We start from the raw sequence: 12,613 nt of genomic DNA, 5'->3' as shown, positions 1-12,613 counted from the left end.
TTTCCCTTACCGGGGCAGGTGCTTGGCGCTTAGTTCTGAGCGCCCTGCTGCCCGGCCGGCTGCTCGCCGCCGCCCAAGAGATCATTGAGGAGACCCTCTACATCCACTTCGCCGCCATTATCCAGCTGGTCTTGCACCTCTGGCGGAAGTTCGGTCGGAATTTCGGAGGGCAGCTCCTTTTGGAAATCCGGCAGCTTTGGCAGTTTATTGGAATTCTCATCCTGTGCGTCTGGCGCATCAGTCTGGGTCACGGTGGTGGGAACTTCCGTGGTCAGCGTCTCCGTTACCGGCTGTGGCTCCGGTTTATCCGCCTCGTCCGCGGCATTGCGCCACAGGAAAAACAGCACGGCTGCGGCAAGCACTGCTAGCACCGCGATAGCCGCAAAGACGCCGGCCATAGCGCCGCCGCCACCACGCTTCTTCTTGCGCTTTTCCGGCTGGTCCGGGTCATAGTCCGAGGGCACCGGCCCGTACTCGGGCTGCTGCGCGTACTGCTGATCATATGCCTGCCCGGCCGGCTGTTGATAGCTCTGGCCATAGCCCTGCTGATAGCCAGCTGCGGCATCGAATTGACGAGTCTCATTCTGTGGCTGCTGCTGACCTGGAAAATACTGCTTGGGGTGCTCGCGGCGCGCTTGGCCACCGCTGGACCCGGCAGCGTTATCGGGCACGCGCCCTATCTGGCGCGTAGCGTCATCCGCCGGACTGGACCAGCTGCGGGTTTCGTTATTATCGCCATGGTTTCCGCCATGAGGACCTTTAGTAGTCATACCCTCTACCTCTACCCCATTTTGCTGTGAGATCCCAGAGGACTCTCCCACAGCTAACGGGCAGCTATGGCTCGCTACTTAGTGCGCTTGGCGCGCATTCAAGGCGCGTCCGGTGGCGGTATCCTCCGTGGCCACCTGCGCCGGAGTGGCATCCGCGATGATGCGACCACCATCTTCACCGGCACCTGGGCCCATCTCAATGATGCGGTCCGCATTCGCCATCACCGAAAGATCATGCTCGACGACGATCACCGTATGCCCCGCATCCGCCAACTTGTGCAGCTCAGCATTGAGCAGGTCGATATCGGCCGGGTGCAGGCCCGTGGTGGGCTCGTCGAGGAGGTAGACCGTGTGGCCGCGGCGAGAGTTGCGCGAGCGCTGCAGCTCCGTGGCCAGCTTGATGCGCTGGGCTTCGCCGCCGGACAGCTCCGGTGCGCCCTGGCCCAAGCGAAGGTAGCCCAAACCAACGGCCTGCAGGGTGGCAATGGCGCGGTAAATCTTGTCCTCTTCGGCGAAGACCTCGGCTGCTTCGTCGACGGTGAGCTCCAAAATATCCGCGATGGTGCGGCCCTGCCAGCTCACCTCAAGAGTCTCGTCGTTGAAACGGGCGCCGCCACACTCCGGGCAGGTGGTGTACGAGCCTGGCAAAAAGACCAGCTCCACTTCGATCTTGCCCGCGCCGCCACAGGTGGGACACTGGCCTTGCTTTACGTTGTAAGAAAAACGCGAGACCGTCCACTTGCGCTGCTTGGCCTCGTCGGTGGAGGCGAAGAGCTTGCGGACGTTATCGAAAAGCCCCGTGTAGGTAGCCAGCGTGGAACGCGGGGTGCGGCCGATGGGCTTTTGGGTAATCTGCACGACGCGCTTGACTCGGTCAAAGCCTTCCGTGCTCTCTACGGACCAGCCCTTTTCCTCGCTCTCTTCTTCATCGGAAACGGCTGTAGCGGATTGGCGCAGTAGACCGGCAAGCACCGTACTGACCAGGGTGGATTTGCCGGAACCGGAAACACCAGCGACTACCGTGAATTGGCCCAACCCAAAGTCCACATCCAGATTGTCGATGCTGCGGGCTTTAATGCCGCGGAGAGTGAGGTGAGAGGAGGGGGTTCGGGGGTCGTCGGCAAGCGCGAGCGTGCGCTTAGCCAAAGCGCGGGCGGTGGGGGTATCCGCGTCGTAGTCGGTAACCGGGCCCGAATAGACGACGCTGCCGCCGCGCTCGCCGGCCAGCGGGCCGACGTCAACGAGCCAGTCCGCCTGCGCGACCAGATCCATGTCATGCTCTACCAAGAGCACGGAATTGCCGGCCGCGATGAAACGGCGGCACATTTCCATCACGGCATCGCGCTCATCTGGGTGCAGGCCGGCCGAGGGCTCGTCGAGCACATAGGCCACGCCGAAGAGACCGGAGCGCAGCTGCGCCGCCAGCCGGATACGCTGCATCTCGCCGCCAGATAGGCTCTGCGTTGGCCGATCCAGGCTTAGATGCGCCAGGCCAAGTTCGAGCGCCGAGGTCAATGCAGGAAGAATCTGTTTGAGCAATAAATCCTCGGCCGAATTCTCCTCCGGATTCTGCTTGCTGAGCACTGCGTGGACCCTATCGAGCGGCAACGCGCCCAGCTCATCAATGGGCATACCCGCATAGGTCACTTTCAGTGCGGCCGGGTTGAGACGGCGGCCGCCGCAGGTTTCGCACTCGCGCGATTCCATATAGGAAAGGGTGCGCTTGCGCAGGGTATCTGATTGGGTCTCTGCCAGCGTCTTCTTCAGGTAGCTAGCCACCGAACGCCACGTGCCCTCATAGTTGCGCTGAATCTGATCTTTTCCGCGTAGAGGTTTTACCGTGACGACGGGGCGCTCCTCGGTAAAAAGAATCCAGTCGCGGTCTTTCTGTGGCAGCTCTTGCCAGGGCGAATCGAGGTCATAGCCTAGGTTCATCAGGATGTCGTGGAAGTTCTTGCCGGCCCAAGCGCCAGGCCAGGCTTGGATGGCGCCTTCCTCGATGGAAAGGGTGGGATCCGGGACCATCGAGTCCTCGGTCGGCTCATGCACCACACCCGTGCCGTGGCACTGCGGACACATTCCCTCCGGGGTATTCGGGGAGAAAGAATCCGAGTACAAGCCCTCTGGATTATCCCCGGCGCGCGAATAGAGCAGGCGCACGCTATTCGAGAGCGCGGAGACCGTACCTACCGTGGAGCGCGCACCCCCGCCGGAAGTTGATTGTTGCAGCGCGACCGTCGGCGGCAGGCCCTCTACCTGGCTGACCTGCGGATCGACGGCCGAGCTAATGAGGCGGCGTGCGAAGGGTGCTACCGATTCAAGGTAGCGACGCTGGCCTTCGCCGTGAATCGTGCCGAAGGCAAGCGAAGACTTGCCAGAGCCGGATACTCCAGTAACTGCGACGAGTTTGCCGCGGGGCATATCGACGTCGACATTGCGCAAGTTGTGCAGGTGAGCATCGCGGACCTTGATAGTAGACATGTCCTCCAGCGTACGCACAGGTGACGAGCTGGGCAGTTTGAAATCTGACGGCAGTCTCTTTTGGCGGTTCGCCGGTTCTCTTTTCTCGTTTCACCGGTTTTCAACAATTTCGTCCATACAGATGGCGAAAACCGTCGACGGTTTAGGTGTTTTAGATGGACGAAATCGTTGAAATCAGAAAGGTGGAACCTTCTCGGAAGATTTCCAGTCCAATGAGTCATGTGGACGAGAAATGAATTACTAGATTTAGGCCTTACTGACTATCAAATCCGCAGCAGGATAAGTAAAGGGACGCTGTTACGCTTGCGGCGCAATTGTTATATCGCGGCGGAGGCGAGTGCTAGGGACAAGGTAGCCGCAATGGCGCAGCTTTATCCGGAGGCGGTGTTTTCGGGGACGGCGGCGCTCGCGGCCTATGGCTTATGCGAGGTGCGGCTGCCAGCGGTGATCCGGGTGGATAATAGCTGCCGGATCCAGGCAGATGATCTGGTGTATACGGTGAGGTCGCGGCCGGTGCCGGCGAATCGGATAAAGGGTGTAAAGATGGCGTTGCCGGCACAGGCGGTAGCAGATGCATTGAGCTTTGAACGCTGCAGCGAGGGGGTGCTCAAGGAAACACTGGCGCAGGCGTATCGCGGGCTCAACGGAAGGGGGAGGTTCGCAGCCGATTTAGAGCGAGTGAGCAGCAAGAAAAGGCACGCGGTGCGCGAGTTAGCGGAGCGGGCGCCGGTGGGGACGGCGTCGAAGTGGGAGCAGCGAATGTATCACGAGATGCGGCGGGTGGGTCTCAAGCCGGTGCCAAATTTTCGATTAGGACCATATACCTGGGATCTGAGCTTCGAAGCGGGAACGACGGTGGCGGACTTGGACTCGCTTTATTATCACGCGCCGGAAGATAATCACCGGGAATTTCTCATCAGGACGTGGAAGACCAATCATGCGGTGCAGCACGGATGGGCACCGCTGAAGTTTACGGATGAATGCACCGACTACCACCTCAAGCTGGTGGTGGAGACGGTGCAAGAAACGGTGGCGCATCGGCGCAGCGTGCGCGGACTAAAAAGTAGGCCGCATAAGGTGCGGCGGGCGCTGGCGACTCCGGCGTGGCGATTCCACCAAAGCTTGCTCTAGCGCCTAGTCAGACAGGTGCGGCCAGCAGGCACGAAGGCGGTCGAACCACCAATCGCGGCGGTCGGCGGGGGCGGCGAGCGCAGCGAGGCGGTCTGGGTCGGGGGCGAGGATATCGGCGGGAAGGTGGCCATCGACAAGCGGGCGCGGGGCGGTGACGTCTTCTTCAAAAAGCGAGCCGGTGGCAAGTCCAGCGGCGGCCGGGGTGACGTCGATGTCTTCGTCATCGTAGATGTGTGGGAGGGCGGCAACGGCCGCCAGTCCCATATTGATACCGATGGAGGTGTCGAGCGCAGAAGCCACCGTGATGTCCATATGACGCTGACGCAGGTGCTGGGCTACCTCGAGGACGCGGCGCACGCCACCGAGTGGGGCGGGCTTGACCACGGCGACGTCTGCGGCCTGCAGCTCGGCGACGCGATAGGGGTCGGCGACCTTACGAATGGACTCATCGGCGGCCACGCGTACGAAGAGACCCGCGCGCATGAGACGGCCGCGCACCTGGGCAAGCTCCTCAGTGGTGGCGCAGGGCTGTTCCATATAGTCCAATGGCATCATCATCTGCGCGGCCTCGACCGCCTCATCGACGCTCCAGCCGCCGTTGGCGTCCACGCGCAGGATAGGGATTTCGCCGCGTCGGGTGACGGCATCGCGGACGGCGCGGACGCGAGCGGCGTCGTCGGCAAGCGTGTGGCCCTTTTCTGCCACCTTAATTTTGAAGGTGCGGCAGCCCGGGTAGCGCTCCACTACGGCCGGGACCTCGCTGGCGGGCACCGCCGGAATGGTGGCGTTGACCTCGACGGAATCGCGCACCGGCTCCGGGAAGCCCTCGTAGGCGGCCTCGAGCCCCGCGCGCAGCCAGGCGGCGGACTCAACCGGGCCGTACTCCAGGAAGGGAGCGAACTCGCCCCAGCCGGCCGGGCCATCGATGAGCAGGGCCTCTCTGGTGGTGATGCCGCGGAAACGCACGGCAAGCGGGAGGGAGACTACGTGGGCGCGGTCGAGGACGTCATCGATATGCATGGCTTTCATGGTAGCGCTCTCAGACCATTGACCCTTCCCCCACTCTGCGCTACTTTGGGAACCTATACCAATAAAGGAGGAATGATGCTGCTAGCTGAGGCATTGGCGGAACGTGCCCAGGCGCAGGAGCGCCTTAATAGCCTGCACGAGCGGCTGCTCGCCGTGGTTCGCGTGCAGGAGGGCGATACCCCGGAGGAGGATCCGCAGGAGCTGCTGCGCGAGCTCGATGGTGTGACTGGGCGCATCGATGAGCTGGTTCAGGCCATTAATGCGACGAATATCGCCACCGCCTTTGATGAAAAGATGAACCTGATGGAAGCCCTCGCGCTGCGTGACGGCCTTTTGCGCAAGCGCCGCATCTACCACGACTTGGCGCAGCGTGCGGGCACGCGCTCGGATCGTTATTCCCGCAACGAGATTAAGTTTGTCTCCACCATTCCAGTGGCGGATATGCGCAAGCGGGTCGACGATCTATCTAAGCAGTACCGCGAGCTCGATACCCGCATCCAGCAGCTGAACTGGAATACCGAACTGAAAAACGGATAGTCATTTCGCGCGCCGCATAAAGCGCGCGTTGGTAGCCCACACGCCTGCAGCGAGCAGGCCCCCACCCTGGAGGGGAAAGTCTAGGGAATGCAGGCCCCCTTTAGCGCTTTTAAGGGGCGGGGGAGTTCGAGTCTCCCCACAGCATGGAGTACCGCGCTGGTATGGCGTACACGGGTACATTGCGAGGCAAAGCCCTCGTAGTATCGCGCATTGATTATTACCGGCCTGCTGGGTAGCGCGTGTGGGTGAGGGTTGGGAATGGGGACTATTCTTCTTTTGCCACTAAGCTGGCTTTTATGAGCGAGCAGAAAAAATACAGCACCGATAATCCGTTCCGGCCGGAACTATGGCATTCCGTAGAGGGCTTTGAGGACCTCACGGATATCACCTATCACCGGCTCAACGGTGAGGGCCGCAAGAACGGCATCGTGCGCATCGCCTTCGACCGCCCGGAGGTGCGCAATGCGTTTCGCCCGCATACCGTAGACGAACTCTACCGCGCCCTTGACCACGCCCGCCGCACACCGGATGTGGGCACGATTTTGCTCACCGGCAATGGCCCGTCCGAAAAGGATGGCGGCTGGGCGTTTTGTTCCGGCGGCGACCAGCGCATTCGTGGTCGCTCCGGGTACCGCTACGCCACCGAGCACGCCCACGATGATGCCACCGCGGATGAGTCCACCGTGGACACCGCGCGCGAAAAGGTGGAGGGCGGCCGTTTGCATATCCTCGAGGTCCAGCGCCTTATCCGCACCATGCCCAAGGTGGTTATCGCCGTGGTCAATGGTTGGGCGGCCGGTGGCGGCCACTCACTGCACGTGGTCTGCGATATGACGCTCGCCTCCCGCCAGGAGGCGCGCTTCAAGCAGACGGACGCGGACGTGGGTTCTTTCGACGCCGGTTATGGTTCGGCGTACCTAGCCAAAATGGTGGGGCAAAAATTCGCCCGCGAGATTTTCTTCCTGGGCCGCACCTACGATGCGCAGCGCATGTACGAGATGGGTGCGGTCAATGAGGTCGCGGACCACGGCGAGCTTGAGGACGCCGCCATCCGCATGGGCCAGGAGATTAATATGAAATCCCCCACGGCTCAGCGCATGCTGAAGTTTGCCTTCAACCTCACCGATGATGGGCTTATGGGCCAGCAGGTCTTTGCCGGCGAGGCCACCCGCTTGGCTTATATGACCGACGAGGCCGTCGAGGGCAAGGAGTCCTTCCTGGAAAAGCGCGAGCCTAATTGGGATAGCTTCCCGTACTACTACTAATGCTTATCGCTTTTTGTATCGGCATAGCTGTCGTTGCCACGGGTGCGCTCGTCGCCGGACGCATCGTGTTGCTGCGCGGCATACGCAAGGCGGAAAAGAACGACGATCGGCCTTTTGACAGCTAGACTCTACGGCCGTGACTATCCTCTCCCCGCTTCCGGTTGACCCCCACTCCCCAGCCGCAATCCTCCCGGATTTGGAGGCCGCGATTGCAGGGCAGGCCTGCTTTTTGCCGCTCCCGCTTGCCGACGCCACCCGTGCCACCCTCCTGCGCAATACCCAACGTGCCGGCGAGCCCATCGACCCCAACATCGCGCTGGTAATGTCCACCTCTGGCTCCACCGGCACGCCGAAGGGCGCGCAGCTTACCCCAGCAAACCTCGTGGCCAGCGCGGATGCCACCCACCAAGTACTCGGTGGCACCGGCCAGTGGTTGCTCGCTATGCCGGCCCATCACATCGCCGGGATCCAGGTATTGGTGCGCTCGCTGGTGGCGGGAGTCGATCCGCTGTGCATGGATCTCAGCGAGGGTTTCGATATCCCCACCTTCGCCCGCGCGGCCGGGGAGCTCAACCGCACCGGGGACCGCACCTATACCGCGCTCACCCCGCTGCAGCTGGCCAAGGCCATGGATTCGCTCGAAGGCATCGACGCCCTGCGCGCTTTCGATGCCATCCTGGTCGGCGGCGCAGCCATCAACCCGCGCCTGCGCGCGGCCGCCGAGGAGATGGGCATTGCGGTGGTGGCAACGTATGGTTCCTCAGAAACCGCGGGCGGCTGCGTCTACGATGGCCGGCCGATTCCCGGCGCGCAGGTCCGGGTCCGCGACGGCCGCATTTTATTGGGTGGGCCGACCATCGCCCACGGCTACCGCAATGCGCCCGAGCACGAAGCATTCCGCGAGCCTGGCTGGTTCGCTACTTCCGACGGCGGCTTTATCGATGCCGGCACCCTCACCGTCACCGGCCGGCTGGATAATGTCATCGATTCTGGCGGCCTGAAGCTGCACCCTGAGGCGCTAGAAACCGAAATCCTCAAGGTCAAGGGAGTCGACCATGTCTGCGTGGTCGGTGTGCCACACCCACGCCTCGGCCAGGCCATCATGGCGGCCTACACCGGCGGGGCCGAAATCGGCGATATCCTCGAAGCTCTCGAAGATGCAGAGCTTCCCCGCTGGCAGATCCCCAAAGACATCAAGCGCCTCGCTGAATTCCCTACGGCCGGGCCAGGCAAAATTGACCGCCGCGCCGTAGCCCGCATCTTCGGGGCTTAGCCGCCCTCCACATCGCGCACCGCGATATCGCGCGCGGCGGATTCGCCGAGGGAGAAACTGCCCCCTCCGTCCACGCTGACTTCCAGCAGGCCGGCCACCGGCGGGGCGACAACAGTTAGGACCACACCCGGCCGAACCCCGTGTTTATCCAGGTAGCGCAGGAATTCGCCGTCGGCATCATTGACCTGTTCCATGGTGACGGGGGAATTGGGTGGGACGTCGGCAAGCGTAATGCGTGAGAGCGGCTCTGCCGTACCATCGGCCGTCGGGATGGGATCGCCGTGAGGATCGCGCGCGGGGGCGCCGAGGAAAGCATCGATGCGCTCGACAAACCTATCGGAGGTCGCATGCTCTAGCATTTCCGCTTCCTCGTGCACCTCGTCCCAGGTATAGCCCAGGGTGCGCACCAAGAAAGTCTCGAGCAGGCGGTGGCGGCGCACCATGGCCACGGCCAACTCGCGCCCCTCCTGGACCAGCCGGACGCCAAAGTAACGCTCGTGTTCCACAAGGCCCTTGGCGGCGAGCCGCTTGACGGCCTCAGAAGTGGTGGGCAGCTTTTGGCCGGCGGCTTTGGCCAGATCCCCGAGCGGCATGGCGGCATCGCGCCCCGCCTTTTCCTCGTGGTTCCACAAAATCTTGAGGTAGTCCTGGGTGCGTTCGGGCAGCTCGCTTACGTGCATTCACCCCATAGTAGTTCATCCTATTGCCTACATAAGATTCAATATGTATGTTTTTAAAAGTTCAATCTATTGAACTTTGGTATTCATTTCTACTTTAAGGAACCTTCGTTGCAGAAAACCACCACACCTCCCCTCGCCGTACTGCTCGCCGCTACTACGCTCACGGCCTGCTCAAGCGGCGATAATGACCACGCAGATGGTTTAAAAATCTTCGCCACCACCGGCTACTTGGCCGATGCCGCCGCCAATCTCGCCCCCGATGCTGATATCACCACCATGGTCGGGCCCGGCGGCGACCCGCATACTTACCAGCCCACTACTCACGATATCGAGGCCATGAAAAACGCCGACCTCGTGCTCTGGAATGGCCTCCACCTCGAGGCACAGATGGTGGACCAACTAGAGTCCCTAGGCGATAAGCAGCTCGCAGTCGGCGACCAACTCAATGAACAAGACCTCCTGCCCTGGCCGGAACAAGGAAAGGGCGGCGAGCAGCTCTATGATCCGCATATCTGGAATAGCCCCAAGCTGTGGAGCCAAGCTGTCGAGAGCATCGGCGACAAGCTCGGCGATATCGACTCCGAGCACGCCGCGGACTACTCCACTGCCGCCGATAACTACGAAAGCCAGATCGCCGCTGCACAGGACAAGGCTCAAAAGGAACTCGCTGCTGCGAAGCCACGAGTATTGATCACGGGCCACGATGCCTTCAATTACTTTGGCAAAACCTTCGACTTCGATATCCACGCCACCGATTTCGTGACCACCGAGGCCACAAAATCCGCCACCGAAATCTCCGAACTGGCCGATACCATCGCTAAGAAGAAGGTCCCGGTCATTTTCAAGGACAACCAAGCCAACCCACAGGCGGTCACCTCGCTGCAGCAGGCCGTGGAATCTCGCGGTTGGAAGGTCACCGTCTCGGATGAGGAGCTCTTCGCCGATACCCTCGGACCCGACGCGCCCACCGATACCTATCTCGGTGCCTTCGAGCACAACGCGCACACTGTGGCAGAGGCTTTAAGCTAATGCTGCGCGCTACACATTTGACCGTGGGCTATCCGCGCACGCCCTTGCTTGCCGACGCCACCTTTGCCCTCACCCCCGCCACCATCACCGGCCTCGTGGGCGCCAACGGCTCCGGCAAGTCCACCCTCGTGCGCACCTTGGTAGGTTTACTTCCACCGCTCGCCTGCGAGTCTCTCATGTTCGATGGCACCGACCTTGCTCATTTCCGCCACCGGCTTGGCTACATGCCACAGCACGCGAATATCGATTGGGATTTTCCGGCGACAGCCTTCGATGTCGCCCTTATGGGCCGCACCGCCGGCCTGCGCTGGTGGCAGTGGCCGAACCGCACCGATAAGCGTGCCGCTCACGACGCGCTCGCCCGCACCGGAATGCAAGAGCACTCGCACCTGCCCATTTCGGCTTTATCCGGTGGCCAGCGCCAGCGCGTCTTGCTCGCTCGCACGCTCGTAAGCGATCCCGAGCTCATAATTTTGGATGAACCTTTCGCAGGAGTCGACGCCGCAAGCCAGCGCGCCATCATGGACGTGCTGAACAGGCTACGTGCCGATGGCGCCACCATCCTATTGGTCCACCACAACCTCGCGGAGGTTGCTGATTTCTGTGATGAGGTCTTGATGGTGGGCCAAGGCCGCCTCATCGCCGCCGGCCCTACCGACCAGGTGCTGACCGAATCCGCCATCGCCGACATGTTTTGCCTGCCCTCATGAACCCACTAGAGCTCTTTCAGGATTTCACCTATACCCAGGCACTATGGGGCACCGTACTTATCGGAGCCTGTGCCGGCGCGCTCGGCCCGCTGGTCTATGTGCGCCGCACCAGTCTGCTGGCTGATGCCATCTCACATTCCTCCCTGCCTGGCCTATTGGCCGCTTTCGTCGCGGCCACGGCCTTAGGTTGGGACGGTCGCAATATTTGGCTGCTTTCGGCCGGCGCCATCCTCACCGGTGCGCTGGCCGTCGGCTGCATTTACTCAATTCCGCGGCTGGCTCCGCTCGGCCCGACCACCGCCATGGCCGCTACGCTTACCACATTCTTCTCCATCGGCATGCTGCTCATGCAGTATATTTCCCGCCAACCCTTACCCGGCAAGGCCGGCATCCAGGATTATCTGCTGGGAAACGCGTCCACGCTCACGCGCGCCGATGTGAGTTCTGCGCTCGTCATTGGCGGCGGCGTCTTGCTATTTCTTTCTTCGGTACACACTCGGCAAGCCGCCGTCGCCTTTGACGCCTCCTTTGCCCGCGTAGCCGGCATCCGCACCACGGCCTTAAATGCCCTCAGCTTCCTCGCTCTTACCGCCATCACGGTTATAGGCGTCAAGGTAGTCGGCGTGGTCCTCATGGTGGCCGTAGTCATCAGCCCGGCCGCGGCCGCCCGACCCTGGGTTCACCGCCTTTTGCCTTTCATCGCCTTAGCCGGCTTCCTGGGCGCGCTCACTGCCGCCGCGGGTTGTTACCTTTCCATCGCTTTCGGTCCGCTGCCTACCGGCCCGATCATCGTGCTGGTCCAAGCCGCCGCCGTAACCCTTAGCCTTGTCACCAGAAAGCTCCGACCATGACCCTTGCCGCTACCGCCTGCTTGCTTGCCGTTCTTACCGCTGTGGCGTGCGCGCTGCCCGGCACTTTTGTAGTTCTACAGGGACAGGCCATGCTTATCGACGGCATCGGCCACGCCATCCTTCCCGGCATCGCCGTCGGCTACCTTTTAACCTCCGATATCAAGTCGCCGTTGCTGCTCATTACCGCCGCAGCCGGCGCACTGGTAGTTGCCCTTGGTACGCGGTGGCTGCAGCGCAGCGCACTGGTTACTGCCGACGCCGCCCTAGGCCTCATCTTCCCCGCCCTCTTTGCCGCCGGCGTCATCCTCATCTCTACCCGAATGAGCCACGTGCATATCGATGTCCACGCCGTCTTGGTTGGCGATGTTAACCTCGCTGCCTTTTCTAACCCCCACTACTGCTATGTCATGGCCGCCGTGCTCGCCGCGAATGCGATCTTTTTCGGGTTTGCCCTGCCGCGCCTAGCAGCCACGTCATTTGACGCTGCGTTCTGCACCGTGCGTGGAGTCCGCTCCCGCGCTGTACAGACGACCTTTATGGCGGTCGTTGCTTGTACCGCTACTGCTTCCTTCCATGCGGCCGGCGCCATGTTGGTTATTGCCTTGATGGTGTTTCCGACCATGACCGCGCGGCTTATCACCCACCGCGTGCCCGCCCTAGTGCTGGCAGCCTGCGGCATCGCCGCACTCAGCGCTGTGGCAGGATTCTGGCTGGCCTATTGGCTTGATGCGGCCACCTCCGCCGCGATGACGGTCACCAATGCTGCACTCTTCTGCGTGGTGCTGGCCGCTTATCGGGTGCGCCATCGCGCCTACCTCGGCTGATTGCCGTCCGCGCGTGCCGCAGTGGCACAATGG

The 12,613-nt window shown here is 62.0% G+C and carries 13 protein-coding genes; 9 read left to right on the top strand and 4 right to left on the bottom strand.

What is annotated here, in order from left to right; all coding sequences use genetic code 11:
- Positions 1 to 29: 29 nt before the first annotated feature.
- Together L8V22_RS04600 and L8V22_RS04595 are read right to left on the bottom strand one after the other, a co-directional pair.
- A complete protein-coding gene (locus L8V22_RS04600; protein ID WP_238800463.1) occupies positions 30 to 770 on the bottom strand; it encodes a hypothetical protein in 741 nt (246 codons plus the stop codon).
- Between the two features lie 78 nt (positions 771 to 848).
- The gene (locus L8V22_RS04595) at positions 849 to 3,251 is read right to left on the bottom strand and encodes an excinuclease ABC subunit UvrA (RefSeq protein WP_238800464.1); all 2,403 of its coding nucleotides are present in this window, start codon (positions 3,249 to 3,251) and stop codon (positions 849 to 851) included.
- A gap of 360 nt (positions 3,252 to 3,611) precedes the next feature.
- On the opposite strand from L8V22_RS04595, the gene L8V22_RS04590 reads away from it, so the two are divergent.
- Complete coding sequence (locus L8V22_RS04590) at positions 3,612 to 4,382, top strand: hypothetical protein (RefSeq protein ID WP_238800465.1); 771 nt, start codon at positions 3,612 to 3,614, stop codon at positions 4,380 to 4,382.
- A 3-nt stretch (positions 4,383 to 4,385) separates the two neighbouring features.
- Here L8V22_RS04590 and L8V22_RS04585 read toward each other — a convergent pair whose 3' ends face one another.
- A complete protein-coding gene (locus L8V22_RS04585) occupies positions 4,386 to 5,411 on the bottom strand; it encodes an o-succinylbenzoate synthase (protein ID WP_420839955.1) in 1,026 nt (341 codons plus the stop codon).
- Between the two features lie 75 nt (positions 5,412 to 5,486).
- Between L8V22_RS04585 and L8V22_RS04580 the strand changes: the two genes are divergently transcribed.
- The 4 genes from L8V22_RS04580 to menE all read left to right on the top strand — a co-directional run bounded on the left by L8V22_RS04580 (position 5,487) and on the right by menE (position 8,486).
- Entirely contained in the window at positions 5,487 to 5,948 is a 462-nt protein-coding gene (locus L8V22_RS04580) for a DIP1984 family protein (RefSeq protein WP_238800748.1), read from the top strand.
- A 296-nt stretch (positions 5,949 to 6,244) separates the two neighbouring features.
- Positions 6,245 to 7,213, top strand: coding sequence for a 1,4-dihydroxy-2-naphthoyl-CoA synthase (locus tag L8V22_RS04575; protein WP_238800466.1), 969 nt, complete (start codon positions 6,245 to 6,247; stop codon positions 7,211 to 7,213).
- The gene (locus L8V22_RS04570) at positions 7,213 to 7,338 is read left to right on the top strand and encodes a hypothetical protein (RefSeq protein ID WP_255711695.1); all 126 of its coding nucleotides are present in this window, start codon (positions 7,213 to 7,215) and stop codon (positions 7,336 to 7,338) included. Before L8V22_RS04575 ends, L8V22_RS04570 begins: the two co-directional genes overlap by 1 nt.
- Before the next feature lie 11 nt (positions 7,339 to 7,349).
- Complete coding sequence (gene menE / locus L8V22_RS04565; RefSeq protein WP_238800467.1) at positions 7,350 to 8,486, top strand: o-succinylbenzoate--CoA ligase; 1,137 nt, start codon at positions 7,350 to 7,352, stop codon at positions 8,484 to 8,486.
- On the opposite strand, the gene L8V22_RS04560 is transcribed toward menE, so the two are convergent.
- On the bottom strand, positions 8,483 to 9,166 hold the full coding sequence (locus tag L8V22_RS04560; protein ID WP_238800468.1) for a metal-dependent transcriptional regulator: 684 nt from the start codon (positions 9,164 to 9,166) through the stop codon (positions 8,483 to 8,485). The genes menE and L8V22_RS04560 overlap by 4 nt on opposite strands.
- A gap of 108 nt (positions 9,167 to 9,274) precedes the next feature.
- On the opposite strand from L8V22_RS04560, the gene L8V22_RS04555 reads away from it, so the two are divergent.
- Genes L8V22_RS04555 through L8V22_RS04540 form a run of 4 tightly spaced genes read left to right on the top strand, consistent with a single transcriptional unit; the run spans position 9,275 to position 12,580 of the window.
- On the top strand, positions 9,275 to 10,195 hold the full coding sequence (locus L8V22_RS04555) for a metal ABC transporter substrate-binding protein (protein ID WP_238800470.1): 921 nt from the start codon (positions 9,275 to 9,277) through the stop codon (positions 10,193 to 10,195).
- Complete coding sequence (locus L8V22_RS04550) at positions 10,195 to 10,905, top strand: metal ABC transporter ATP-binding protein (protein ID WP_238800472.1); 711 nt, start codon at positions 10,195 to 10,197, stop codon at positions 10,903 to 10,905. Before L8V22_RS04555 ends, L8V22_RS04550 begins: the two co-directional genes overlap by 1 nt.
- Positions 10,902 to 11,756, top strand: coding sequence for a metal ABC transporter permease (locus tag L8V22_RS04545; protein ID WP_238800475.1), 855 nt, complete (start codon positions 10,902 to 10,904; stop codon positions 11,754 to 11,756). The genes L8V22_RS04550 and L8V22_RS04545 overlap by 4 nt, the downstream gene beginning before the upstream one ends.
- Positions 11,753 to 12,580 carry a metal ABC transporter permease gene (locus L8V22_RS04540; protein WP_238800477.1) on the top strand — a complete coding sequence of 276 codons (828 nt, stop codon included), beginning with the start codon at positions 11,753 to 11,755 and terminating at the stop codon, positions 12,578 to 12,580. The genes L8V22_RS04545 and L8V22_RS04540 overlap by 4 nt, the downstream gene beginning before the upstream one ends.
- Positions 12,581 to 12,613 lie beyond the last annotated feature (33 nt).

It is taken from the genome of Corynebacterium yonathiae, from assembly GCF_027570195.1.
Lineage (GTDB): Bacteria > Actinomycetota > Actinomycetes > Mycobacteriales > Mycobacteriaceae > Corynebacterium > Corynebacterium yonathiae.
This window is presented reverse-complemented; position numbering and strand designations above follow the sequence as displayed.

Excerpts from the sequence above, each read along its gene's own strand:
- L8V22_RS04600 (WP_238800463.1), bottom strand. The coding sequence starts at position 770 with ATGACTACTAAAGGTCCTCATGGCGGAAACCATGGCGATAATAACGAA.
- L8V22_RS04595 (WP_238800464.1), bottom strand. The coding sequence starts at position 3,251 with ATGTCTACTATCAAGGTCCGCGATGCTCACCTGCACAACTTGCGCAAT.
- L8V22_RS04590 (WP_238800465.1), top strand. The coding sequence starts at position 3,612 with ATGGCGCAGCTTTATCCGGAGGCGGTGTTTTCGGGGACGGCGGCGCTC.
- L8V22_RS04585 (WP_420839955.1), bottom strand. The coding sequence starts at position 5,411 with ATGAAAGCCATGCATATCGATGACGTCCTCGACCGCGCCCACGTAGTC.
- L8V22_RS04580 (WP_238800748.1), top strand. The coding sequence starts at position 5,487 with ATGCTGCTAGCTGAGGCATTGGCGGAACGTGCCCAGGCGCAGGAGCGC.
- L8V22_RS04575 (WP_238800466.1), top strand. The coding sequence starts at position 6,245 with ATGAGCGAGCAGAAAAAATACAGCACCGATAATCCGTTCCGGCCGGAA.
- L8V22_RS04570 (WP_255711695.1), top strand. The coding sequence starts at position 7,213 with ATGCTTATCGCTTTTTGTATCGGCATAGCTGTCGTTGCCACGGGTGCG.
- L8V22_RS04560 (WP_238800468.1), bottom strand. The coding sequence starts at position 9,166 with ATGCACGTAAGCGAGCTGCCCGAACGCACCCAGGACTACCTCAAGATT.
- L8V22_RS04550 (WP_238800472.1), top strand. The coding sequence starts at position 10,195 with ATGCTGCGCGCTACACATTTGACCGTGGGCTATCCGCGCACGCCCTTG.
- L8V22_RS04545 (WP_238800475.1), top strand. The coding sequence starts at position 10,902 with ATGAACCCACTAGAGCTCTTTCAGGATTTCACCTATACCCAGGCACTA.
- L8V22_RS04540 (WP_238800477.1), top strand. The coding sequence starts at position 11,753 with ATGACCCTTGCCGCTACCGCCTGCTTGCTTGCCGTTCTTACCGCTGTG.